This is a genomic window from Komagataeibacter xylinus (genome assembly GCF_031081985.1).
In the GTDB taxonomy this organism is placed as follows: Bacteria; Pseudomonadota; Alphaproteobacteria; order Acetobacterales; family Acetobacteraceae; genus Komagataeibacter; species Komagataeibacter xylinus_E.
This window is the reverse complement of sequence record NZ_JARWSK010000003.1, coordinates 264037-288066: the sequence shown is the minus strand read 5'-3', so window position 1 is coordinate 288066 and position 24030 is coordinate 264037. Positions and strand designations below refer to the sequence as shown.

Annotated in this window: 22 protein-coding genes and 2 tRNA genes; 15 read left to right on the top strand and 9 right to left on the bottom strand. The window is 61.6% G+C overall.

Translation table 11 applies throughout. The annotated features are described in order from the left end of the window. Positions 1-14: 14 nt before the first annotated feature. The 3 genes from hfq (at position 15) to QEG70_RS07495 (ending at position 2631) form a co-directional block, all read left to right on the top strand. Complete coding sequence (gene hfq, locus QEG70_RS07505) at positions 15-293, top strand: RNA chaperone Hfq (RefSeq protein WP_078526480.1); 279 nt, start codon at positions 15-17, stop codon at positions 291-293. Next, a complete protein-coding gene (gene hflX / locus QEG70_RS07500; protein ID WP_308720087.1) occupies positions 290-1600 on the top strand; it encodes a GTPase HflX in 1311 nt (436 codons plus the stop codon). Before hfq ends, hflX begins: the two co-directional genes overlap by 4 nt. A 194-nt stretch (positions 1601-1794) precedes the next feature. Further along, on the top strand, positions 1795-2631 hold the full coding sequence (locus QEG70_RS07495; RefSeq protein WP_308720086.1) for an inositol monophosphatase family protein: 837 nt from the start codon (positions 1795-1797) through the stop codon (positions 2629-2631). 91 nt (positions 2632-2722) lie between these two features. On the opposite strand, the gene mazG is transcribed toward QEG70_RS07495, so the two are convergent. After that, positions 2723-3517: a nucleoside triphosphate pyrophosphohydrolase gene (mazG, locus tag QEG70_RS07490; RefSeq protein WP_308720085.1), complete on the bottom strand. Its 795-nt coding sequence runs from the start codon at positions 3515-3517 to the stop codon at positions 2723-2725. 95 nt (positions 3518-3612) lie between these two features. Here mazG and argC point away from each other — a divergent pair, with 95 nt between their 5' ends. The 5 genes from argC to QEG70_RS07465 all read left to right on the top strand — a co-directional run bounded on the left by argC (position 3613) and on the right by QEG70_RS07465 (position 8564). Next, entirely contained in the window at positions 3613-4548 is a 936-nt protein-coding gene (argC, locus tag QEG70_RS07485) for an N-acetyl-gamma-glutamyl-phosphate reductase (RefSeq protein WP_308720084.1), read from the top strand. A gap of 76 nt (positions 4549-4624) precedes the next feature. Next, positions 4625-4708: transfer RNA gene (locus QEG70_RS07480), tRNA-Leu, on the top strand. Between the two features lie 66 nt (positions 4709-4774). Further along, positions 4775-5947 carry a phosphoserine transaminase gene (locus QEG70_RS07475; RefSeq protein WP_308720083.1) on the top strand — a complete coding sequence of 391 codons (1173 nt, stop codon included), beginning with the start codon at positions 4775-4777 and terminating at the stop codon, positions 5945-5947. Positions 5948-6032: 85 nt separating this feature from the next. Further along, positions 6033-7184, top strand: coding sequence for an ATP phosphoribosyltransferase regulatory subunit (locus QEG70_RS07470; protein WP_308720082.1), 1152 nt, complete (start codon positions 6033-6035; stop codon positions 7182-7184). A gap of 90 nt (positions 7185-7274) precedes the next feature. After that, positions 7275-8564 carry an adenylosuccinate synthase gene (locus tag QEG70_RS07465; RefSeq protein WP_308720081.1) on the top strand — a complete coding sequence of 430 codons (1290 nt, stop codon included), beginning with the start codon at positions 7275-7277 and terminating at the stop codon, positions 8562-8564. 185 nt (positions 8565-8749) lie between these two features. Here the strand turns inward: QEG70_RS07465 and rpoH are convergent, their stop codons facing one another. Both rpoH and QEG70_RS07455 read right to left on the bottom strand, forming a co-directional pair. After that, the gene (rpoH, locus tag QEG70_RS07460; RefSeq protein WP_308720080.1) at positions 8750-9646 is read right to left on the bottom strand and encodes an RNA polymerase sigma factor RpoH; all 897 of its coding nucleotides are present in this window, start codon (positions 9644-9646) and stop codon (positions 8750-8752) included. 243 nt (positions 9647-9889) lie between these two features. Further along, positions 9890-10861: an RluA family pseudouridine synthase gene (locus tag QEG70_RS07455; protein WP_308720079.1), complete on the bottom strand. Its 972-nt coding sequence runs from the start codon at positions 10859-10861 to the stop codon at positions 9890-9892. A gap of 48 nt (positions 10862-10909) precedes the next feature. On the opposite strand from QEG70_RS07455, the gene QEG70_RS07450 reads away from it, so the two are divergent. Both QEG70_RS07450 and QEG70_RS07445 read left to right on the top strand, forming a co-directional pair. Continuing rightward, positions 10910-11263 carry a hypothetical protein gene (locus QEG70_RS07450; RefSeq protein ID WP_308720078.1) on the top strand — a complete coding sequence of 118 codons (354 nt, stop codon included), beginning with the start codon at positions 10910-10912 and terminating at the stop codon, positions 11261-11263. Between the two features lie 76 nt (positions 11264-11339). Next, positions 11340-11415: transfer RNA gene (locus QEG70_RS07445), tRNA-Glu, on the top strand. Between the two features lie 296 nt (positions 11416-11711). Here QEG70_RS07445 and QEG70_RS07440 read toward each other — a convergent pair. From QEG70_RS07440 to QEG70_RS07415, 6 genes are all read right to left on the bottom strand, one after another. Next, complete coding sequence (locus QEG70_RS07440) at positions 11712-12266, bottom strand: TolC family protein (RefSeq protein WP_308720229.1); 555 nt, start codon at positions 12264-12266, stop codon at positions 11712-11714. Between the two features lie 100 nt (positions 12267-12366). Further along, positions 12367-12888, bottom strand: coding sequence for a TolC family protein (locus QEG70_RS07435; protein WP_308720077.1), 522 nt, complete (start codon positions 12886-12888; stop codon positions 12367-12369). Between the two features lie 8 nt (positions 12889-12896). After that, positions 12897-13766: a glycosyltransferase gene (locus tag QEG70_RS07430; RefSeq protein WP_308720076.1), complete on the bottom strand. Its 870-nt coding sequence runs from the start codon at positions 13764-13766 to the stop codon at positions 12897-12899. Between the two features lie 6 nt (positions 13767-13772). Continuing rightward, positions 13773-14780, bottom strand: coding sequence for an HlyD family efflux transporter periplasmic adaptor subunit (locus QEG70_RS07425; RefSeq protein WP_308720075.1), 1008 nt, complete (start codon positions 14778-14780; stop codon positions 13773-13775). After that, on the bottom strand, positions 14746-15069 hold the full coding sequence (locus QEG70_RS07420; protein WP_308720074.1) for a hypothetical protein: 324 nt from the start codon (positions 15067-15069) through the stop codon (positions 14746-14748). Before QEG70_RS07420 ends, QEG70_RS07425 begins: the two co-directional genes overlap by 35 nt. An 8-nt stretch (positions 15070-15077) precedes the next feature. Continuing rightward, positions 15078-15962: a family 8 glycosyl hydrolase gene (locus tag QEG70_RS07415; RefSeq protein ID WP_308720073.1), complete on the bottom strand. Its 885-nt coding sequence runs from the start codon at positions 15960-15962 to the stop codon at positions 15078-15080. Positions 15963-16353: 391 nt separating this feature from the next. On the opposite strand from QEG70_RS07415, the gene QEG70_RS07410 reads away from it, so the two are divergent. The 5 genes from QEG70_RS07410 to QEG70_RS07390 all read left to right on the top strand — a co-directional run bounded on the left by QEG70_RS07410 (position 16354) and on the right by QEG70_RS07390 (position 24028). Next, positions 16354-16614 (top strand): hypothetical protein, encoded by a 261-nt coding sequence (locus QEG70_RS07410; protein WP_308720072.1) that lies wholly within the window; start codon positions 16354-16356, stop codon positions 16612-16614. Between the two features lie 542 nt (positions 16615-17156). Continuing rightward, positions 17157-18155: a glycosyl hydrolase family 8 gene (locus QEG70_RS07405; protein ID WP_308720071.1), complete on the top strand. Its 999-nt coding sequence runs from the start codon at positions 17157-17159 to the stop codon at positions 18153-18155. After that, positions 18152-19177, top strand: a complete 1026-nt coding sequence (locus QEG70_RS07400) for an endoglucanase (protein ID WP_308720070.1) — start codon at positions 18152-18154, stop codon at positions 19175-19177. Before QEG70_RS07405 ends, QEG70_RS07400 begins: the two co-directional genes overlap by 4 nt. Positions 19178-19353: 176 nt before the next feature. After that, entirely contained in the window at positions 19354-21618 is a 2265-nt protein-coding gene (gene bcsA, locus QEG70_RS07395) for a UDP-forming cellulose synthase catalytic subunit (protein WP_308720069.1), read from the top strand. After that, positions 21605-24028, top strand: coding sequence for a cellulose biosynthesis cyclic di-GMP-binding regulatory protein BcsB (locus tag QEG70_RS07390; protein ID WP_308720068.1), 2424 nt, complete (start codon positions 21605-21607; stop codon positions 24026-24028). Before bcsA ends, QEG70_RS07390 begins: the two co-directional genes overlap by 14 nt. The last annotated feature ends 2 nt before the right edge of the window (positions 24029-24030 follow it).

Below are 24030 nucleotides of genomic sequence, written 5' to 3'. Positions count from 1 at the left end.
AGTAAGGCCCTGCCGTGGCAAAAGAACCTTCACAGAATGTACAGGACGTGTTTCTCAACCACGTCCGCCGGTCGAAAACGCCGGTCACCATTTTCCTCGTCAATGGCGTCAAGCTCCAGGGCATCATCACCTGGTTTGACAATTTTTCCGTCCTGCTGCGGCGCGACGGGCATACGCAGCTTGTCTACAAGCACGCGATCAGCACCGTCATGCCCGCAACCCCGGTCAGCCTGTTCGACCCCCCGGCCGAGGATACGGAAGAACCGGCAGCCACGGATGGCAGCCCGTCGTGACGGTGGCGGCGCCTTCATCCGCCACGCGCGCCGCTGTCATCCTGCCATGGGAGCGCCCCGACCGGCACGATGATGCCCGCGCCGCCGAAGCCCGGCTGGAGGAAGCGGTGGGCCTTGCCGCCTCCATCGGGCTGGTGGTGGTGTGCCAGGCGGTGCTTCTGCTGCGTGCGCGCCGCCCTGCCACCCTGCTTGGCGGGGGCCAGGTCGATTCGCTTAAAGAGACGGTCAAGGCCGACAACATCACCGTTGTCATCATCGATTCCCGGCTCACCCCGGTGCAGCAGCGCAACCTCGAGCGCGCGCTGGGCTGCAAGGTGATCGACCGGACCGCCCTGATCCTTGATATTTTTGGCGAGCGTGCGGCCACGCGTGAAGGCACGCTGCAGGTCGAACTCGCCCATCTGGAATACCAGCGCAGCCGCCTTGTGCGCACCTGGACCCATCTTGAGCGCCAGCGCGGTGGCTTCGGCTTCCTCGGCGGCCCCGGCGAGACGCAGATCGAGGCCGACCGCCGCATGATCGGCGACCGGATCGTGCGCCTCAAGCGCGAGCTTGAGCAGGTGCGCCGCACGCGCGGCCTGCACCGGCAGGCGCGCAGGCGGGTGCCGTTCCCCATTGTAGCGCTTGTCGGCTACACCAATGCGGGCAAGTCCACCCTGTTCAATGCCCTGACCGGGGCCAGCGTGTATGCGCAGGACCAGCTTTTTGCCACGCTGGACCCCACCATGCGCGGCATCCAGTTGCCCTCGGGGCGGCGGGTGATCCTGTCCGATACGGTGGGCTTCATCAGTGACCTGCCCACCGAACTCATTGCCGCCTTTCGCGCTACACTTGAAGAAGTGGCCGAGGCCGACATCATCCTGCATGTGCGCGATGTCTCGCACCCCGATAGCGCATCGCAGCGCAATGACGTAATCGAGGTGCTCGAGGGCATGGCGCGCAACGGCACGATCGAGGCCGACTGGCAGGGTCGTGTGATCGAGGTGCTGAACAAGGCCGACCTCGTGGGCGGGCGCGATGCCGTGGGCGCGCGACCGGGCAACGTGGTCATTTCCGCCATTACCGGCGATGGCCTGCCCGACCTGCTGGCCGCGATTGACGAGCGCATGACCCGCGCGATGGAAGTCGTGCGCTACCGCGTGCCCATAACCGAGGGCGCGGCCATGGCCTGGCTGCATGAGCATGGCGAGGTAACCGAGCGGAGCGATGGGGAGGAAGGGGCCGAAATGACTGTGCGCCTTTCGCCTGCCAACCGCGCGCGTTTCGAGATGCAGTTTGGCCGCGTGGTAACCTGCCTGGTCGATTAGGAACGCATTGATAAAAAATGATGAAAGTTTTTGGGTGCCGCCTTTTTTCAAAAAGGCGGCGTTCTCCGAAGCTTTTTGAAAAAAGCTTCGCCCAAAATTTTCTGATGATCGCAGATTTCCTGCGAAACGGGCCTCGCATGCAGGCGGCAGCGCAGGAATGGCGGGTTGAACAACGGACAGGGGCGGAGGCAGCAATGACGCAACGGATCACACTGGCGGATATGCACAAGGTGGTGGCGATGATGCGTGAAGCAGCACAGCGCCATGTCATGCCGTCCTTCCGTTGCCTTGACCGCGCCGATATCCGCAGCAAGAGCGGGCCGATGGATATCGTGACCGTGGCGGACGAAGCCACCGAGCGCGACCTGACCGCAGCCCTGCAGGCTGCATGGCCCGAAGCCCTCGTGGTGGGGGAGGAGGCGGTGGCGGCCAGTCCCGACCTGCTTGATGGCCTGGCCATGGCTGACCTGGCCTTCGTGATCGACCCGATTGATGGCACAGCCAATTACGCGGCGGGCGTGCCGCTGTTTGGCGTGATGGTATCTGCCGTATCGGGTGGCGAAGTGGTGGGCGGGGTGATTCTGGACCCCATCTGCAATGTTGCTGCCGTAGCCGCGCGCGGGCAGGGTGCATGGCTTGATGATGGCAGGGGGGGCGAGCGCCGCCTGCAGGTCGCTCCCGCCGTGCCCGCGCACGAGATGGCGGGCAACGCCTCATGGCGCTACCTGCCTGCCCCCGTGCGTGATGTCGTGACCCATAACCTGCCCAAGGTGGCGGGATCGTGGGATTTCCGCTGTGCGGCGCATGAATACCTGATGCTGGTCGATGGGCGCTGCCACTTCCTGCTGTTCAACCGCACCCTGCCGTGGGACCATCTGGCAGGCTGGCTGATCCATCAGGAAGCCGGTGGCTACAGCGCCCATTTTGATGGGGCGCCCTATCGCGTGACCGACCGCAGCGGCGGCCTGCTTTACGCGCCTGACCGGGCAAGCTGGCAGGCGTTGCATGACCTGCTGCTGACGATGCCCTGAAAGATGAAAGTTTTTTGGTGCCGCCTTGTTTCAAAAAGGCGGCGTTCTTTCGAAGCTTTTTGAAAAAAGCTTCACCAAAAACTTTTGATTTTTAAGTCTTTTTTGTTGCTGCGCGCTCGCGGCGTTTCACCGCCTGCCAGCCTTCCTCCATGGTTTTCACGTCCACATCGGCTAGTGCGAGCCCCCGGTCGGCCAGGTCGTGCTCGACGGCGGTAAAGCGGCGGGTGAACTTGGCGTTGGCCTGGCGCAGGCAGGCCTCGGGGTCCATGTCCAGCTTGCGGGCCAGTGTGGCCAGCGTGAACAGCACGTCGCCGAGTTCATCAAAGATCTTTTCGCGGTCGCCGCTTTCAAGCTCGACCTTCAGTTCATCGAGTTCCTCATCCACCTTGGCGGCGACCTCGCCCACCGTATCCCAGTCAAAGCCCACCCGGGCGGCACGGGCGGAGAGCTTGCGCGCGCGGATCAGTGCTGGCAGGCCCACGGGCACGTCATCAAGCGTGCCGCGCCGGTTGCGGGCGAGGCGTTCGAGCGCCTTGCCGTTTTCCCACTGCCCGGCCTGGGCTTCGGCCTCGCCAAACACATGAGGGTGGCGGCGGACCATCTTGTCGCCAATCAGGGTGGCCACGGTGGCAAAGTCGAACAGGCCTTTTTCATCGGCCATCTGCGCGTGATAGACGACCTGGAGCAGCAGGTCGCCGAGTTCATCGGGCAGGCCGTCCCAGTCCTCGCGCGCAATGGTGTCGGCCACTTCATAGGCTTCTTCAATGCTGTAGGGCGCGATGGAGGCAAAATCCTGCACCTTGTCCCACGGGCAGCCGGTCTTGGGGTCGCGCAGGCGGGCCATGATGCCGAGCAGGCGTTGGAGGGGGGCTGCGGCGTCTTGCATCGGGTATGTCCTGCCTGTTTGTGTTGCGGTCGGGCGCAGGTTTTGTATAGATCGCACACCCCGCAGCGGGAAGTTCTTATCAGGATACACGGCACATGAGCAGCGACGGACAGGCAACGGTCTTTATCGATGGCGAGGCAGGCACCACGGGGCTTGGCATCCGCGAGCGGCTGGCGCACCTGCCGGTCACGCTGCGCTCCATCGACCCCGCCCGCCGCAAGGACGCTGACGCCCGGCGCGAAATGATGGCCGCCGCCGATGTAGTGGTGCTGTGCCTGCCTGACGCGGCGGCGAAGGAAGCCGTGGCCATGGCCGACGCCATGGGGGATGATGCACCGCGCATCCTTGATGCCAGCACCGCGTTCCGCACCGATCCGGCCTGGGTTTACGGTTTCCCCGAAATGGATGCGGCCCAGCCGGAGCGCATCCGCAAGGCGGCGCGCGTGTCCAACCCCGGCTGCTACCCCACGGGGCTGGTGGGCCTGCTGCGCCCGCTCGTCAAGGCCGGGCTGGTGCCAGATGACTACCCCGTCACGGTCAATGCCGTAAGCGGCTACAGCGGCGGCGGCCGCAGCATGATCGAGGCGCATGAGCGCGATGGCGGCCCGGCCTTCGAGCTGTACGGGCTGGGGCTTGGCCACAAGCACATACCGGAAATGAAGCTGTATGCGGGCCTTGCACAACTGCCTTTGTTCGTGCCTTCGGTCGGGCATTTTCCGCAGGGCATGATCGTGTCCGTGCCGCTGCACCTTGACCTGCTGCCCGGCGATGTCAGCCTTGCCGACCTGCACGGGGTGCTGGCCGCGCATTACGCAGGCTCCGACCGCATTACGGTGGCCGAACCCTGCGCCAAGCTGGTGGCCGATGCGCTGGCAGGCACCGACCGGATGGAGCTGCGCGTGCATGGCAATGAAGAACTGGGCCACGCCGTGCTGACCGCGCGGCTGGACAATCTGGGCAAGGGGGCCTCGGGTGCCGCGATCCAGAATCTGGCGTTGATGCTGGGGCTGGAGCCGCCGCCGCCGGTGTGATATAGCGGGTCCGCAAGACGTCCATGGACTGATTGCCGTGGTATCATCCGTCCCGCTCCGGGCGGGGTGCCTGTATGCGAGAGTGACGGAACGGTAGACGTAGTCGACTCAAAATCGACCGCCGCAAGGCATGGGGGTTCGAATCCCCCCTCTCGCACCAGTCTGGCGCACCGGTTGGCGGTGTTGCCCTGCCAATGCCCGTGTTGCGAACAGGACGTTATCTCCCTTGCCTGAAGCCCTTACTGCAAAGCCGTCCATGCGGCCTGCCAATCCGCGCTTTTCCTCCGGTCCGTGCGCCAAGCGTCCGGGCTGGTCCCTCCAGGCCCTGTCGGGGGCGCTGGTGGGGCGCTCGCACCGCTCGACCGAGGGGCGCGCACGGCTCAACGAGGTCATTACCCGCTCGAAGGCCATGCTGGGCATGCCAGAGGACTGGGTGCTCGGCATCGTGCCCGCATCCGATACGGGCGCGGTGGAGATGGTGCTGTGGTCCATCCTTGGCACGCGCCCGGTGGATGTGCTGGCGTTCGAGAGCTTCTCCGCCACATGGGCCAATGACATCATCGCCCAGCTCAGGCTGCCCGAGGCCCGCGTGCTCAAGGCCGAGTATGGCGAGATCCCGGATCTGGCGCAGGTGGACTGGGCGCGTGACGTGGTGCTGACATGGAACGGCACCACATCGGGCGCGCGCCTGCCCTATGATGCCGCCATCCCCACGCAGCGCGACGGGCTGGTGATCTGTGATGCCACATCCGCTGCCTTCGCCATGGACCTGCCGTGGGAGAAGCTCGATGTGGTGACATGGTCATGGCAGAAGGTGCTTGGCGGCGAGGCGGCGCACGGCATGCTGGCGCTCTCCCCCCGCGCGGTCGAGCGGCTGGTCTCCACGCCAGCCCCCCGCGCGCTGCCCAAGATCTTCCGCCTGACCAACGCCAGGGGCCTGATAGATGGCATCTTCAAGGGCGATACCATCAACACGCCCTCGATGCTGTGTGTCGAGGATGCGCTTGATGGGCTGAAATGGGCCGAGGGCATTGGCGGGCTGAAAGGGCTTATTGCCCGCAGCGAGGCCAATCTTGCCACGATCGCGGCATGGGAGGCGCAATCCGACTGGGCACGGTTCCTCGCCACCAACCCCGCGCACCGCTCGAGCACGGCCATCTGCCTGCGCATTGTGGCCCCGTGGTTTACGGCACTTGACCATGCCACCCAGACGGCGGCGGCCAAGAAGATCGTTTCCCTGCTGGGCAAGGAAGGTGTGGCCATGGATGTGGGCAGCTACCGCGATGCCCCGCCGGGCCTGCGGCTATGGGGTGGGGCCACGGTCGAGGCCGCCGACCTTGCGGCCGTGCTGCCGTGGCTTGACTGGGCTTATGAGCAGGTGCGGCGCGAACACGCCTGATTCCTCCCTTTCTCCCTTCCATGTCCGATCCATCATGCCCTGAGCCGCGTGCGCGGGGGCATGATGCAGCACGATAGGCCCTGCCATGACTGATGACCCGCCGTTCAACCCCGCCCTTCTGCCTGCCGGGTTCGTGGACCGGCTCCCCCCCGAGGCCGAGGCCGAGGCGGCGGGGGTCGAAACCCTGATGCGCGTGTTCGCAGCCCATGGTTATGACCGCGTGACCCCGCCGCTGCTGGAATTCGAGACCACCCTTCTTTCTGGCGCGGGGGCGGCAGTGGCGTCGCAGACCTTCCGCCTGATGGACCCCGATACGCGGCGCATGATGGCCCTGCGGCCCGACATGACGCCCCAGATCGCCCGCATTGCCGCAACGCGCCTGCCTGACGTGCCGCGCCCGCTGCGCCTGTCCTATGCCGGGCCGTGCATTCTCATGGCCAGTAACCGCGGCGAGGGGGATCGGCAGATCTCGCAGGCCGGCGTGGAACTGATCGGCCCCGACGGCCCGCATGCGGATGCGGAAATCGTGGCCCTGGCCGCCGAGTGCCTGGCAACCCTGCAGGTGCGTGGCGTCTCGTTCGACCTGACCATGCCCGCCCTCACCACGGCCCTGCTTGATTCGGGCGGGTTTGAGGGCACTGTGCGCAGCACCCTCATGCGCGCGCTTGACCGCAAGGATGCCGCCGCCGTGGCGCGGCATGGCGGCGCACTGGCCGATGTGCTGATCCGCCTCCTGCACGCGGCAGGCCCGGCGCAGGGCGCGCTGGCCGAACTGGCAGCGGTCGAGCTGCCGCCCGCCGTGCGGGTTCTGAGCGAGCGGCTGGCCGCCACTGTTGCCGCCATCGAGGCCCGCGTGCCCGGCATCCGCCTGACGGTGGACCCGGTGGAGTTCCGGGGCTGGCAGTACCATACCGGCGTGTGCGTGAGCGTTTACGCCGCAGGCCAGCGCGAGGAGCTGGGCCGGGGCGGGCGCTACCTGTCCAATGATGATGAACCGGCCTGTGGTATCACCCTGCGGCCCGACATCATCCTGCGCGCGGCACCGCCCCTGCCAAGCCGCACGCGCGTCTTCCTGCCATGGGGCACGCCAGCGGAGAAGGCGGCCGCCCTGCGGGCGGCGGGCTATGCCACGGTCAGCGCCCTTGGCCCCGATGAAGACCCGCTGGCGCAGGCGGCCCTGCTGGCCTGCACGCTGGTGGTGGCGGATGGCCAGCTTGTGCCGGTTGATGGCGCCTGAAGTTTCGACTGATTTCTTTTTTCTGAACCGACCCCGTTTTTTCTGGCTGGCCGCGCAGTGGCTGCCGGGCAGCATATCAAGGAGCATGAAATGTCCAACGTCACCGTGATCGGCACCCAGTGGGGTGACGAGGGCAAGGGAAAGATCGTGGACTGGCTGGCCAGCCGCGCCGATGTGGTCGTGCGCTTTCAGGGTGGCCACAATGCGGGCCACACGCTGGTTGTGGGCGAGCAGACCTACAAGCTCTCCCTGCTGCCCTCGGGCCTCGTGCGCGGCAAGATGGGCGTGATCGGCAATGGCGTGGTGGTTGATCCCGAGGCGCTGCTCAAGGAAATCGACCGCGTGACAGCCCAGGGCCTGAAGGTCACGCCCGAGACGCTGAAAATCGCTGAAAACGCGCCCCTGATTCTGCCCGTGCACGGCGCGCTTGACCGCGCGCGCGAGGCTGCCCGCGGCGAGCGCAAGATCGGCACCACCGGGCGCGGCATCGGCCCCGCCTATGAGGACAAGGTCGCCCGCCGCGCCATCCGCCTGTGTGACCTGGCCGAGCCTGAAACGCTGGACTGGAAGCTCGACGAACTGCTGCTGCACCACAACACCCTGCTCAAGGGGCTGGGTGCCGAGACCTTCACCAAGCAGGAACTGCTCGACTTCCTCAACACCGTGGCCCCCCGCGTGCTGCCCTTCATGGCGCCCGTGTGGGACCTGCTTGATGACAGCCGCCGTGGCGGCTCGCGCATCCTGTTCGAGGGCGCGCAGGCGGTGATGCTGGATGTGGACCACGGCACCTATCCGTACGTGACGTCCTCCAACACCGTGGCCGCCAATGCGGGCACCGGCGCTGGCGTGGGGCCGACGAGCATCGGCTTCGTGCTGGGCATTGCCAAGGCCTACACCACCCGCGTGGGTGAGGGGCCGTTCCCCAGCGAACTGCATGACGAGATGGGCCGCCTCATTGGCGAACGCGGGCATGAATTCGGCACCGTGACGGGCCGCCCCCGCCGCTGTGGCTGGTTTGATGCCGTGCTGGTGCGCCGCGCGGTGCGCGTGGGCGGAGTGAATGGCCTGGCCCTGACCAAGCTGGACGTGCTCGACGGGCTGGACGAGATCAGCATCTGCGTGGGCTACGAACTCGACGGCAAGACCACGAAGCACTTCCCCTCGGCTCCCGGCGCGCAGCAGCGCATCCGCCCCGTGTTCGAGACGATGGAAGGCTGGAAGGACAGCACCAAGGGCGCGCGCTCCTGGGCTGAACTGCCCGCGCAGGCCATCAAGTATGTCCGCCGCATCGAGGAACTGGTGGAAGCGCCGGTAACCCTGCTTTCCACCAGCCCCGAGCGTGATGACACCATCCTGATGCGCGACCCGTTCGAGGACTGATCGCGGCTGGATAGACGTTTTTGGATGTCGCCCTTTTGCTGGAGGGCGGCATTTCCTTGAAGCTTTTTGCAAAAAGCTTCACCAAAAACGTCTTGCCTGTTTTCAAAGTTAGAGCGTTTCAAAGAAAAAGCCCCGCAGGCCAATGGCTTGCGGGGCTTTGATTTTAAAAGTTTCTGGCAAAGCCTTCAGGCTTCCGTCCCTTCCGCATGCTGCGCGCGGCGGGAGGCAACTTCGGCCTTCATCGCGGTCTGCACCTTTTCAAACGCGCGGACCTCGATCTGGCGCACCCGCTCGCGTGAGATGTTGTAGACATGCGACAGCTCTTCCAGCGTAGCCGGTTCATCCTTGAGCCTGCGCTCGGTCAGGATGTGGCGTTCGCGGTCGTTGAGGCCCTTCATGGCATTGGCCAGAAGCGCCTGGCGGCCGGAATATTCCTCGCTCTCGGCCAGGGTCTGTTCCTGGTTGTCGTTGTCATCCACCAGCCAGTCCTGCCACTCGCCCTCGCCATCCATGCGCAGCGGCGCGTTCAGGCTGTGGTCGGGGGCGGCGAGGCGGCGGTTCATGTTCACCACGTCCTGCTCGGGCACGCCGAGGGACTGGGCGATCTTGTTGACCTGCTCGGGCTGGAGGTCGCCATCGTCAATGGCCTGCATCTGGCCCTTGAGGCGGCGCAGGTTGAAGAAAAGTTTTTTCTGGGCGGCGGTTGTGCCGATCTTCACCAGTGACCAGCTATGCAGGATGTATTCCTGTATCGCGGCACGGATCCACCACATGGCATATGTAGCCAGGCGGAAGCCCCGATCGGGGTCGAAGCGGCGCACGGCCTGCATCATCCCGATATTACCTTCGCTGATCAGCTCGCCCACCGGCAGGCCATAGCCACGATAGCCCATGGCGATCTTGGCCACGAGGCGCAGGTGGGAGGTGACAAGCTTGTGGGCGGCTTCGGTATCGCCCTTGTCCTTCCAGCGATGGGAGAGGCGAAGCTCCTCCTCGGGGGAGAGCATGGGGAATTTGCGGATATCCCGAAGGTATTTGGACAGGTTGTTTTCGGGACCGGAAATAAGAGCAGAAGAGGCCATTGCAACGGACTCCTGTACCAGAGGGATGGGGGCAGCTTTAATCCGGCTCAACGTCATTGTGACCGGGCGGGTTGCATCATCACTCTGCTAGACGCACGACTGGACTTCTCACGTCCCCGCATGCAACCCCCATCCTGGGCAGTTCCATGCAGGACGTCCAGTTAGCCTGGGGGCGTCGGCCCCGGCGAACAATCATCGAACATAAGCATTGTTCCTGCTCCTGTCAATGAATATGCCTGATAATCAGGCAATATCGGCCAGAAGCTGGCGGAAGTCTTCCGGCGGCGCGCTTTCGAACAGCATCTCCTCGCCGCTGCGCGGGTGAATGAAGCCTAGCCTGCGCGCATGCAGCGCCTGGCGGCCAAAATCCAGCGCTGCGGTTTTTGCTGCCGGCGGCAGGGCGCGGGCGGCGGCGGGAATGCGGCGCAGATAGACCGGGTCACCCACGAGCGCATGCCTCGCATGGGCAAAATGCACCCGGATCTGGTGCGTGCGCCCGGTGGCCAGCTTGCACTGCACATGCGCAAGCCCGCCGTGAAAGGTGTTCAGCACCCGGTAATGGGTGAGCGCGTGCTTGCCGCTGGCGCCGGTGACCACCGCCATGCGCTTGCGGTCGCGCTTGTCGCGCCCGATCGCGCCATCGAACGACCCGCTGCCCGGCGTGGGAATGCCCCAGCACAGGGCCTCGTACGCGCGGTCGATCCGTCGCTCGGCAAAGGCGAGGGACAGGGCCTGGTGCGCCATCTCGGTCTTGGCAGCCACCATGAGGCCCGATGTGTCCTTGTCCAGCCGGTGCACGATTCCGGGGCGTTTTTCGCCGCCTATGCCGGTCAGGCTCTCGCCGCAATGGGCGAGCAGGGCGTTGACGAGCGTGCCATCCTCGTTGCCCGGTGCCGGGTGCACCACCATGCCGGCGGGCTTGTCGAGCACGATCAGGTCGCGGTCCTCGTATAATATGGTGAGTGCGATCTCCTGGCCCTGCGGCGTTGCGGGGATTGCGGGGGGGAGGCGAATTTCATAACACATGCCTGCCCGCACGGGTTCGGCCGGGTCGCGTAGCGGATCGCCATTGCGCAGCAGGTGCCCGCTTTCCATAAGGGACTTGACGCGCGAGCGCGAAAGGCTTTCCACCGCGTTGGCCACAAAGCGGTCGGTGCGCTGGCCTGCATCATCGGCGGTGGCGATGATCGGGGCAGGGGGGGCAGTGTCATTCATGGCATGTGTCTATCGGAAAAAACGGTATTCGGGAACGGAAAGCACGGAATGGAAAAACAGGGTTCGCGCGCGCTGCTCGCCGCAGTGATCGGTATGGGGGTTCTGCTGTTCCTCGGGTCGCTGGCGCTGGTGGGCGTGCTGGTGCATCGCATGATGCATCCTGCCCCCCCGGCAAAGCCCGCGCTGGCCGTGGCGGCGCCCATGGCGCCCATGCCGGACATGGCGGCACAGCCAGCGTTGGCGGTTGACGAGCCGCCCGGCACGAGCGTGCGCGCGGTCACGGCACGGGCGGACGGGCTGCTGGCCGTGGCGCTGACGGGTGGCGGCGTGGCGGACCGTATCATCATATGGGATCCTCTGGCGCGGCGCATCGCGGCGCGGCTTGTGCTGGGGCAGCCATGAACAGAAATGCGCGGGGGCATAATTCTTTGCTTGCATGCCGCCGCGACATCGCATAGAAGGCCTCTACCGGCCTTTTGTCCCGTTCGTCTAGAGGCCTAGGACACTGCCCTCTCACGGCGGCAACAGGGGTTCGAATTCCCTACGGGACGCCAGCTACTTTCGCATGAGCCATGCATGATGTAGCTGAATACAGGTCTGGTTTAGGTCTTCACCTGATCAGATAACAGGCAATGCCTGACCGGATAAGCCGGTATGGTCAGGACTTTCCATTATAAAATCGTAAGACATGACGGCTTCCCGCAGGGTTGCGTCTGTGCTTGGCCATGGCTGCCGGGCGGTTGCGTGATGCCCTGTTCATGAAGCAGCCGGGCTTTCAGCCGCGTGCCCAGCCAGCGCATGTTGCCCCATGACGCTGGTGGAAGGTCCGACTGTAAAGCCCGGTGGTCTGCTAGCGCCCGGGTTGATGGACGGCGTAATCGCCCAGACCGAACAGCTTGTATTTTACGTCGTGATAATAGGCCTTCTCATCATAACGTGGGACATTGAGGTTAAGTGATTCGGCATTCAGACGCCCCAGCGCCGCAGCCATGGCGTAGCTGGAGCGGATATAGTTGCTCTGGCTGCGCACAAGGGCGACCTGGGCAATCAGGGCTGTCTGCTGCTGCTGCAATGCCGCAAGGGTGGTACCCGTGCCCACCAGTGCCTGACGCTCGACGCCGCGGACGGCGATAACGCTTGTTTCCACCGCGGAGTGCGTGCTGTCGATTTCCTGCCGGTAGGCCTGCATGCGGTTCCATGAAGTAATGGTCTGCTGCGTTACGCTGCGGTTCTGCACATCCACGGCGCGCTGGGCGGCCTCCCACTGCTGGCGGGCCTGCCGGACGGCGGCATATTCCGCACCCCCCTGATAGAGGGGAAGGGAGGCGCTCAGCAGCACGAATTTGTTGTCGAGCTCCGAGCGGCCATCGCTCTGGTTGATGCTGTGGTCATAGCCGGCATTGATCGAGATCTTGGCAGCAACGTGGCCATGGCAATAGAAACGGCATTTTTGGCAGCAAGGGCGGATGATGTTGCAAACAATACATTTGGATTGTTCTGCTTCGCTATGGCAACAGCATCTTTTTCGTTATTGATATCAATCTTGTAAGGCGAGGGCATGATCGGATGCTCCGGCGCCTCGTCACCAACGACCTGCATATAGCGCGCCTTGGCATTTTCGGCGGGGCTTCCGCATCCTGTCGTGTCGCCTGAGCTATCGAAAGGGCCGTCTCGGCCTGGGCCGTATCGGTCCGTGTCACGTCGCCTGCGCCAAAGCGGCTGTGCGTGGCAGCTGCCTGAGCTTCCAGTAACTTTTCATTATTGATGGAAAATTCAAGAATTTTCTGGGTTTCGATCAGACCCACATAGGCATTGATGACATCCTGCATCACCTGCTGTTCGGTCGCCATGAGGCGGGCGCGTTCCGCATGGACATTATGGATGGCCTGGCGGGTTGAAGCGACGGTGGCGCCCCCACGGAAAAGGGGTTGCGTGATCATGAGGCCCGCATCATAGCCCGGCACATCATAATTACGGGTGAATGCGCTGTTGTTACCCTGTGCGGCCATGAGGAAGCTGGTGAGCATGTCTTCTGTTACGGTTGCCGTGGCAAGGCCGCCGCATTTTTCCAGTGCTTCAGCCCGGAAAACTGCCGAGGTGCCGCAGCAGAACGCCGCATTCCATGCATCCTTGGATTCAAGAATGGAATTGAAAAAAACGCGCTGCTCATCCGGCCAGCTTGTATGGCACAGAGGTTGATCTGTATCGGATCGGGATTGAAGAAGTGCTGAGGGGTTTGGACAATGCCAATATCTTTTTCTTCAAATATTGGCAGAACGCGCTGTAATATATTATTTTTTACCGTGAAGTCAGCATCAAGCAGCAAAATGAAATCAGGTTTCCGGCCCGTGGAGCGTGCAATTTTCACGCCATTATTCACATTGCCAGCTTTTGCATGCTTGCCTTTGATACGGAATGTATACTGAGCCCCGTTTTCCTCGGCCAGTTTACGCACCCAGTCGCGGTTGCCATCATCCAGCACCCAGACCCGTAAATCAGGGTGGTTGATGGACGAGGCGGAAATAATGCTTCGCTCCAGGATATCATACGATTCATTGTACGTAGCGATGAAGACATCCGTCGGCGCATGCTGCAGGGGGGACAGCAGGCCACGATCAGCCTGTTTGCTGCGGTTGATGGTCCGGCTCAGTACAATCGTACCCAGAAAGCCTGAGCATATCGCAACGAATTCAAAAGACAGGAACAGATAGACCCAGGTCTGGGCAAGCCATGAATGATAATGGGGAACGGCATCGAAGTAGCGCCAGTGCAGATACCATATGCCAATAATCAACGAAATTACAGCAAATGCAATCCTGAAGTACTTATTGTATATTATATGATCTACATTGCCATAATTTACGATAAAAAAGCTGCAACATAGAAGAAGAACCCAGATCACCATGTATCGTTACCAAAGCCAGGTTAAAAGCCGCTTTATGGGGGAGCTGTCCGTTGTCGGCAGTACGACATGCGCTGTCCGGCCAATCATGTTGGAGGCATCCGCCTGGGGTACCTGAATGGCAATGCTGACCAGTCCGTTCCTGCCGCCAGCCGATGCGGTGGGGAAGCTGGCATACTGGTTGCTGGCATTGAGGATGTTGTCACCGATTACTGATACGACATGACCCGTATATTCCTTCTTGCCACCTTCAATACGGAAATGGGCCAAACCCCCTTCACGCACGGTGTCAATGCGGTTCTGCGGCACGAGCGCCAGCACAAACAGGCTGTGGTCATCAACAATCTGGAACAGACTTTCAGCTTGGAACACCCGGGCATCACCCAGATGGCGGATATTCCAGATCATGCCGGTCGTGGGGGCCTGGAGCACCGTATCGCTCAGTTGCGCATCTTCGACGCGGGCTTCGGCCACTTCCTGTTCCAGGCCATGCTGCTGGGCTGTCAGGCTGGCGATCTGGCGGGCGATATCGGCAATGCGCAGATGCACTTCATCCGCGCGCTGGGCTGAATAGGGCGTGTCATTCGAGCCGCTATCAAGCTGAAAGCCGTTTTCCGCCGCCGCCTTGACCGTCAGGTAATTGATGCGTTCGTTACTGGCACTGACACCGTTGCTGGAAGTGGAAAGCTGGGTACGATACTTGTCCAGATAGGCGCTGGACAGCCAGCCTTCCTGGGCGGGCTGCTGCTGGCGCTGCAGATCGCGCGATGCCAGTGCGTGCCGGGCTGTTTGTTGCCCCTGTTCCGCCCGGACCTGCTCGACTTCGCTGCGCAGGTACTGGGCTTCAAGCTTGTTGTAGTCCTCACCACGCTTGTGCAGTTGATCGTACATCTGGGTGAGGTCCGCATTTTCAGCCTGATAGGCCTGCAGGTCGGTCTCGACCTGCGCGAGCTGCTGCTGTAGGTGCAGCAGGGTCAGATGTTCAGCCCGGTCGTTGATGATCCGGCCAAGCGCCATTTTTTTCTTTTACATGGGTACCGACGGAGGGCGTGGCGACCTCGAGCCGACCGGAAATCGGTGCCCGCACATCCGTTGTATACGCTGACACGACGGCATCAGATGAAATGATCAGTTGCTGATGCGACAGAAAGCCCAGACCCGTTGCGACTATGATTGTGCCTGCGCCCCCAAATTTGAGGATGCGCAGGCATTTTGCCTGGTTATTTCTATAATATTCCTGCGCCTGCCGTATTCTGGCGCGAAATCCTCCTGGTTGTTCAGAAGGAATATCTGTTATTTCATTCATCGTATATTTTACCGTGGGTCAGAATTATTACGATCATCCCATGCAATATGGGCCAGCCTTTTCAAGGAAGCAGAGTAATAATCATCGTATGGGGTAATATCGGGCAGGCCTTGGGGCAGGGGGCCGATGCCTTCGAGACCGGTGCAGATTGCAACGGCCATATATCCGCCGGGCGTGGCGCCATTGTTGCGTTCCCCTGTTTCCAGGTCGACCCATGCGGGAATGTTATGGTCGGGCCACGCATTCCAGAAACGATGGTAGATGCCTGCGGTATTCTCGTCCCAGATATTGCCCCACCAGGCATGAAGGGGCACCCGGATCGCATCAAATGAAAAGCGGGGCGGCCAGCCGGGCGCGGGGATCATGTCCAGCGAGTTGTTGTCAATCTGCAGCCAGTCGGGGGGAAGCTTCCACATACCGAACCGGGCCAGTTGCATCAGTTCGGCCCCATCCCGGATCAGGGTATCCCACACGGGGGAGGGGCATAGCTGCGCCCCGGCACGCAGCGAGGGGAAAATGTAGTAAGAGAGGTTGACCGTATGGGTGCCGCCCGTTTCAAATCCGACATCAGCCGGTCGCAGTATCGTTTTGTCGCCAGCCCGTGCGACCAGCAGTTTCAGCACGTCCGTATAGATGGCGACCGACCGTTCACGCAGGTGGGTGTCATTCCAGCGTAAGGCAGCCCGTGCCAGTGCAAGGCCCATGAGCAGTTCGCCATCCGTCGCGCACCGCTTCTCGGCAACATGATCTGTGCCTTCCGGCACGTAACGCCAGGAATGCAGGGCATCGCTGGGGCGGCTCAGCCACTGATCGGTCCATTTCAGGATAAGGTCGAAGGTCTCGCGGTCGTTATAGTGCTGGGCACATAAAAGCCCGTAACCTTGGCCTTGCACTATGCGAAATGTTTTTATTGCCAGTATCACAGATACGACCTTCAGGAAGAAGGAAACGTTTTTTTTTGTATTCGTCCCAGTTTCTAAAATAACAGCAGTGCCAACTGATAATGAAGATAGACTCCGCCTCGATATTGCTATTTTAAACAGCGGTTTGTTTTCTATATCTAAAATTATTACGATACTGCCACGGAATGTCTAACAAATAGCAAAACGTGTCAATGGGATATATCTATTCCAGATGCAAAACGCGCATCTGCCTGACGGCCCGCATGCGGGAATTCGGCAGGCGTGCCTGCGGGAAAGTCACGATGGCTTTCGTGTCAGGTCGGGCGGTATTTTTTAATGGGCAGGAACAGGATTCACAGGGGATCCGGATCAGTCTGCTTTTATGATCTGCCTTGAGGTTTCAATTGGTGATTCAACGCCGCATGGTTTCCCTGACCGCTGGGGGGCAAAGTACGTGTACGGGCATGATGGTTACCCGGCTGCCGGAGGTGTTCCGGGCGCGTGGCGGCGCAATGGCGGATACGCAAGTCGTGCGGCGATCGAGCGATTTCAGGCAAAATCGCTGGCGCGTATCACGGAAAATATTTTTGCACTGGATGTAGACTGTCTATGGCAAGGCAATCTTTTTTATATTAATATATAATAAAGTCATCTTATAAACTGCGATGACCATTGCCCTAAAAAGCATTGATCCAGATCAATGCGGCATGAAATTTAAAAATATTTTCCGCCTTTTAATTTTGCGAAAGATGGCCCCATAGTGAACGGCGATCATTTGCAATATTTTCTTCTTTAATTTTTCCAGGAATCATCAAACGGTTTTTGCTGGGTGGGCATTTCCTCCTGCGTGACAAAAATGCAACTTCTCTCTCCCTGTCGCTCGTCGTGGCGCTGGTGATGGTTTCGCCGTTGGGGGAAGAGACGTTATGGTCCTTTTCAATAATTGAAGTCTGTCCCGGGATAGTCGCCTTCGACTTGCAGGATGGGGGAGTTTCCGATTAAGGCGTCATGGCACGGCAGGGTATCGAGAGCGCGGCATGCGTTCGGCCAGGCAATGACATGGGTTCAGACTTCTTGAGGGTGTGGTGGTAGATGCTGTTGGATTTTATGAAGCTGCAAGAACGTGTATCCGGAATGGGGCGCCGCTCCTTTCTGTCCGCCTTGGCAGTGGCAGGCAGCTTTCCCATGATTTCTGGCGCACTGGCCGATGACGCCATTGGCATGAACCCCCAGATCGCCCAGCAATGGACCATTTTCCGCACCAAGTATTTTCATCCTGACGGGCGCATTGTCGATACGGGCAATAGCGGCGAATCCCACAGCGAGGGGCAGGGCTACGGCATGCTGTTCTCCGCTGCCGCAGGCGACCGGGCGGCGTTCGAGGCGATCTGGACCTGGGCGCGCACCAACCTGCAGCACAAGGATGATGCCCTGTTCTCCTGGCGGTACCTTGATGGGCATAACCCGCCTGTAGCCGACAAGAACAACGCAACCGATGGCGACCTGCTCATCGCCCTCGGTCTTGCCTGGGCCGGCAAGCGTTGGAAGCGCGCTGACTATATACAGGACGCTATGGCCATCTATGGCGATGTGCTGAAGCTCATGACCAAGACCGTCGGCCCCTACACGGTGCTGCTGCCCGGCGCGGTCGGGTTCATGACCAAGGATACGGTCACCCTCAACCTGTCCTATTATGTCATGCCCTCGCTCATGCAGGCCTTCGCGCTGACAGGTGACGCCAAGTGGACAAAGGTGATGGGCGACGGGCTGCTCATCATCGCCAAGGGGCGATTCGGTGAGTGGAAGCTTCCGCCGGACTGGCTGTCGATCAACCTGCACACCAATGCCTTCTCCATTGCCAAGGGCTGGCCGCCGCGCTTCTCGTATGATGCGATTCGCGTGCCGCTCTACCTGTATTGGGCGCATATGCTGACCCCGGAGCTGCAGGCGGATTTCAGCCGGTTCTGGAACCATTATGGCGCGTCCGCCCTGCCGGGCTGGGTCGACCTGACCAACGGCTCGCGTTCGCCCTATAATGCGCCGCCGGGCTATCTGGCCGTGGCATCATGCACGGGCCTTGCATCGGCCGGCGAACTGCCCACGCTTGATCATGCGCCCGACTACTATTCGGCTGCGTTGACGATGTTGGCCTATATCGCCCGGAACCAGGGAGATGGAATGTGAGCACACCTGAAAAGGAAGTGGAAGCACCGGTGAATACCGACAACCAGCAGGATGTCGATCGCATGCTGACAGATGGCTATGGTGTCAGCAGCGCAGGTTTTCACTATCGCGCTTTCAAGCAGAAGCGTCCGCCCAAGCCCGTGGTCCAGCACGACGAGTCCGCTGCAACCCAGGCCGCCGCCACCGAGCATGCCGTTGAAGAGGCGGCACAGCATTCGGCCTCGTCTTACGATGATACCTATTCCACCTACTCAGCGCCCGCTGCATCCGCCGAGGATGCAGCGCACATGCATGACTACGCGGAAACGACGTACACGCCTGCCTCGCATGATACCTATGCCGCGCAGCCAGAGCCCGAACAGGCCGCGCCAGAACCCTATGTCGCGCCGGCTGCAGCTTCCGAACCCTATGTGGCTGCTCATGCTGAGGCCGTAGCGGCCCCGGCATATGAGCCCGCGCCACAGTCGGCCCCGCCCCCTGTCGCGCCGCCGCAGCCCGCAGCCACCGTGACGCCGCCAGCCCCTGAAGTGCCGCCCCAGCCCGTAAGGCAGGAGCAGCCCGTAGCGTCGCCAGCCCCGACCAGGCCTGCGGTGTCTTCCTTCATGGCGCCGCGTCCGGCGACTCCGGCTTTTGGCACGACAGCGTCGGCCACGCCTCCTGTTGCGGCAGAGGACTGGGCCCCCGTGCCCAAGGCCCAGCAGCAGCGTGGGCAGCGTTTGACAGGACCAGGCTTCTTTTTCGGCGCCGGAAGCGAACGGGCGCCCGCAGCAAGGCTGTTCCAGTCAGCACCGGTGTCCCGGCCTGTTTCAAAACCTGTTTCCAAGGTGACCACAATGACCAAAGTTGACAAGATTTCCCCGAATGGCAGTCAGGCTGGCCGCCCCGTGCCGACCGACAACTCCCCGACCCTGACCGAAGTGTTCATGACCCTTGGTGGTCGGGCCACGGACCGGTTGGTGCCCAAGCCCAGCCTGCGCGATGCCCTGTTGCGCAAGCGTGAAGACGCGAACGGCGACTCCTGAAACCGTGCCGGGGGCGACCTGCTCCCGGCATGTCAGAGGAAAGAAGGGGGAAGGTTTTCCCCGCCCCGCATCGCTGCGGGCCGAAAGGCGACATGACGGACCGAATGCGTCTGACGGTTTTCTTTTGAATATATAACGACCTGTTTTACCAGTATTTATTATCGGACGAGCTATTGATGTCAGAGGTTCAGTCGCCAGTACCCGCGGAGAGTAGGCTAGACCGCTTTTCCAACAAGATACTGTCACTGCGTGGGGCCAACTATATAGTTGGAGCGCTGGGGCTTTGTGCACTTATCGCCGCAACCACGGTCACGCTGTCCATTAATGAGCAGCTGATTGTGGCACTTGTGTGTGTGCTCGTCTTTTTTATTGTCGGGCGCGGCAAGAGCCGCCGCACCCAGATCTTTCTCGAGGTGCTCTCGGCGCTGGTCTCCCTGCGTTACCTGACATGGCGCCTGACCGAAACGTTGGACTTCGATACATGGATTCAGGGCGGGCTGGGCGTGACCCTGCTCATGGCCGAACTCTATGCCCTGTACATGCTGTTTCTCAGCTATTTCCAGACAATCCAGCCACTTCATCGCGCGCCGCTGCCCCTGCCGGACAATGTTGATGACTGGCCAACCGTCGACATCTTCATCCCGACCTATGATGAACAGCTCAGCATCGTGCGCCTGACCGTGCTGGGCGCGCTGGGCATCGACTGGCCGCCCGATAAAGTGAATGTCTATATCCTTGATGATGGTGTGCGCCCCGAATTTGAACAGTTTGCCAAGGATTGCGGCGCTCTCTACATCGGGCGCGTCGACAGTTCACACGCCAAGGCGGGTAACCTCAACCACGCCATTAAGCGGACAAGCGGCGATTACATCCTCATCCTGGATTGTGACCATATTCCGACACGCGCGTTCCTGCAGATCGCGATGGGCTGGATGGTCGCAGACCGCAAGATCGCCCTGATGCAGACGCCGCATCACTTCTACTCCCCCGATCCGTTCCAGCGTAACTTGGCCGTGGGGTATCGCACCCCGCCGGAAGGCAACCTGTTCTACGGCGTCATTCAGGATGGTAACGACTTCTGGGATGCCACCTTCTTCTGCGGCTCGTGCGCCATCCTGCGGCGTGAAGCCATTGAATCGATCGGCGGCTTCGCGGTTGAAACCGTGACGGAAGATGCCCATACCGCCCTGCGCATGCAGCGCCGTGGCTGGTCCACCGCCTACCTGCGCATTCCCGTTGCCAGTGGACTGGCCACCGAGCGACTGACAACCCATATCGGCCAGCGCATGCGCTGGGCACGCGGCATGATCCAGATCTTCCGCGTGGACAACCCGATGCTCGGGGGCGGCCTGAAGCTTGGGCAGCGGCTGTGCTATCTCTCGGCCATGACGTCGTTCTTCTTCGCCATTCCGCGCGTCATCTTCCTTGCCTCGCCGCTGGCGTTCCTGTTTTTCGGCCAGAACATCATCGCCGCCTCGCCGCTGGCCGTGCTGGCCTACGCCATTCCGCACATGTTCCACTCCATCGCGACCGCCGCCAAGGTGAACAAGGGCTGGCGCTATTCGTTCTGGAGTGAAGTGTACGAAACCACCATGGCGCTGTTCCTGGTGCGCGTAACCATCATCACCCTGATGTTCCCCTCCAAGGGCAAGTTCAACGTGACGGAAAAGGGTGGCGTGCTGGAGGAGGAAGAGTTCGACCTTGGCGCGACCTACCCCAACATCATTTTTGCCGGCATCATGACGTTGGGGCTGCTGATCGGTCTGTTCGAACTGACCTTCCACTTCAACCAGCTCGCGGGCATTGCCAAGCGTGCTTACCTGCTGAACTGCATCTGGGCGATGATCAGTCTCATCATCCTCCTTGCCGCCATTGCCGTGGGGCGTGAGACCAAGCAGGTCCGTTACAACCATCGTGTCGAGGCGCATATCCCGGTAACGGTTTATGAAGCACCGGTCGCGGGGCAGCCCAATACCTACCATAATGCGACACCGGGCATGACCCAGGATGTCTCCATGGGTGGCGTTGCCGTCCACATGCCCTGGCCAGATGTCAGCACAGGACCAGTCAAGACACGCATTCATGCCGTGCTCGATGGCGAGGAGATCGATATTCCCGCCACCATGCTGCGCTGCAAGAATGGCAAGGCCGTGTTCACATGGGACAATAATGACCTTGATACGGAACGCGATATTGTCCGCTTCGTGTTCGGGCGGGCCGATGCCTGGCTGCAATGGAATAATTATGAGGATGACAGACCGCTACGCAGTCTGTGGAGCCTGCTGCTCAGCATTAAGGCGCTGTTCCGCAAAAAAGGCAAAATGATGGCCAATAGTCGTCCAAAAAGAAAACCACTTGCCCTACCGGTTGAGCGCAGGGAGCCCACAACCATCCAGAGTGGACAGACACAGGAAGGAAAGATCAGCCGTGCGGCCTCGTGATATGAAAATGGTGTCCCTGATCGCGCTGCTGGTCTTTGCAACGGGCGCACAGGCTGCGCCTGTTGCCTCCAAGGCACCAGCCCCGCAGCCCGCAGGCTCAGACCTGCCGCCCCTGCCTGCCGCGGCATCGCAGGCTGCCACGCCCGCTGCGGCAAGCGCGGACCAGCCCGCCACAACCGCCCCGGCGGCGGATGCCGCATCAGCCAGTGCGGCTGATGCGGTCGTGGATAATGCCGAGAACGCCATTGCCGCGTCTGACGTGGCAACGGTGCATACATACTCCCTCAAGGAGCTCGGTGCGCAGAGTGCCCTGAAAATGCAGGGCGCCGCCACGCTGCAGGGCCTGCAGTTCGGCATTCCGGCCGACCAGCTGGTCACGTCGGCACGGCTTATCGTGTCTGGAGCGATGTCGCCCAGCCTCCAGCCTGATACCAGCGCGGTCACGATCACGCTGAACGAGCAGTTCATCGGCACGCTACGCCCGGACCCCACCCATCCTACATTTGGGCCGCTCTCGTTTGATATCAACCCCATCTTCTTCATCACGGGCAACCGGCTGAACTTCAGCTTCGCTTCAAGCTCGAAGGGCTGCACGGACCCCAGCAACGGATTGCTCTGGGCCAGCGTGTCCGAACATTCCGAACTGCAGATCACCACCATACCGCTTCCCCCGCGTCGTCAGCTCTCGCGCCTGCCCCAGCCGTTCTTCGACAAGAACGTAAAGCAGAAGATCGTCATTCCGTTCGTTCTTGCACAGACATTTGATCCCGAAGTGCTGAAGGCGACCGGCATCCTGGCATCGTGGTTCGGCCAGCAGACCGATTTCCGTGGCGTTACCTTCCCGGTCTTCTCCACCATTCCGCAAACGGGCAATGCCGTTGTCGTTGGCGTGGCTGATGAACTGCCTTCCGCCCTCGGGCGCCAGGCGGTCAATGGCCCCACGCTTATGGAAGTGGCCAATCCATCCGACCCCAACGGCACGGTGCTGCTCGTAACGGGGCGTGACCGTGATGAAGTCATCACCGCGAGCAAGAGCATCGGCTTTGGCTCGAGCGCCCTGCCAACAGCCAACCGCATGGACGTGGCGCCGATTGATGTGGGCGCGCGTGTGGCCTATGACGCGCCCTCCTTCATTCCCACCAACCGTCCGGTCCGCCTTGGCGAACTGGTGCCAGACAGCGCCCTGCAGGCCCAGGGATACGCGCCGGGCGCACTCTCGGTGCCGTTCCGTGTCTCGCCCGATCTGTATACCTGGCGTGATCGACCGTACAAGCTGAACGTCCGTTTCCGCGCACCGCCAGGACCGATTGTCGATGTGTCGCGCTCGTCTCTCAACGTCGGTATCAACGATACCTATCTTGAGGCCTATCCGCTGCGTGAGCCGGATTCAACGCTGGACCAGATCCTGCGGCGCGTGGGCCTGGGCCGTGGCGATGACAGCGTGCAGAAGCACACCATGCCCATCCCGCCCTACCGGGTTTTTGGCCAGAACCAGCTTCTGTTCTATTTCGAGATGGCGGCGATGGCCGAGCCGGGCTGCAAACCTGGCCCGAGCACGTTCCATATGAGTGTTGATCCGGATTCGACGATCGACCTGTCCAACTCCTATCATATCACGCGCATGCCCAACCTCGCCTTCATGGCCAGTGCGGGCTATCCGTTCACGACCTATGCCGACCTGTCGCGCTCGGCCGTGGTGCTGCCCGACCACCCCAATGGCATGGTCGTCAGCGCCTATCTTGATCTCATGGGCTTCATGGGCGCGACGACATGGTATCCGGTGTCCGGCGTGGATGTGGTCTCGAGCGACCATGTAAATGATGTGGCGGACCGGAACCTGATTGTCCTGTCCACGCTGGCCAATAGCGGCGATGTTTCGCAACTGCTGAGCAAATCGTCCTATCAGATTTCTGACGGGCGGCTGCACATGGGGCTGCGCTCGACGCTGAGCGGCGTATGGAACCTGTTCCAGGATCCCATGTCGGGCATCAGCAATACGGCCCCGACCGATGTCGAGAGCACGCTGACCGGGGGGGTAGCCGCGATGATCGAGGCAGAATCGCCTCTGGCATCAGGCCGGACCGTGCTCGCGCTGCTTTCGGGTGACGGGCAGGGGCTCAACAATCTTGTGCAGATCCTCGCACAGCGTAAAAACCAGGCCAAGATCCAGGGCGACCTTGTGCTGGCGCATGGCGATGATCTGACATCCTACCGGAGTTCGCCGCTGTATACGGTTGGCACCGTGCCGCTGTGGCTCGAGCCTGACTGGTATATGCACAACCACCCCAGCCGCGTGATCGTGGTGGGCCTGCTCGGGTGCATTCTGATTGTGGCCGTCATGGTGCGCGCCCTGGCCAAGCATGCTCTGCGCCGCCGTCGTGAGCTGCAGGAAGAAAGGCAGAGAACGTGATC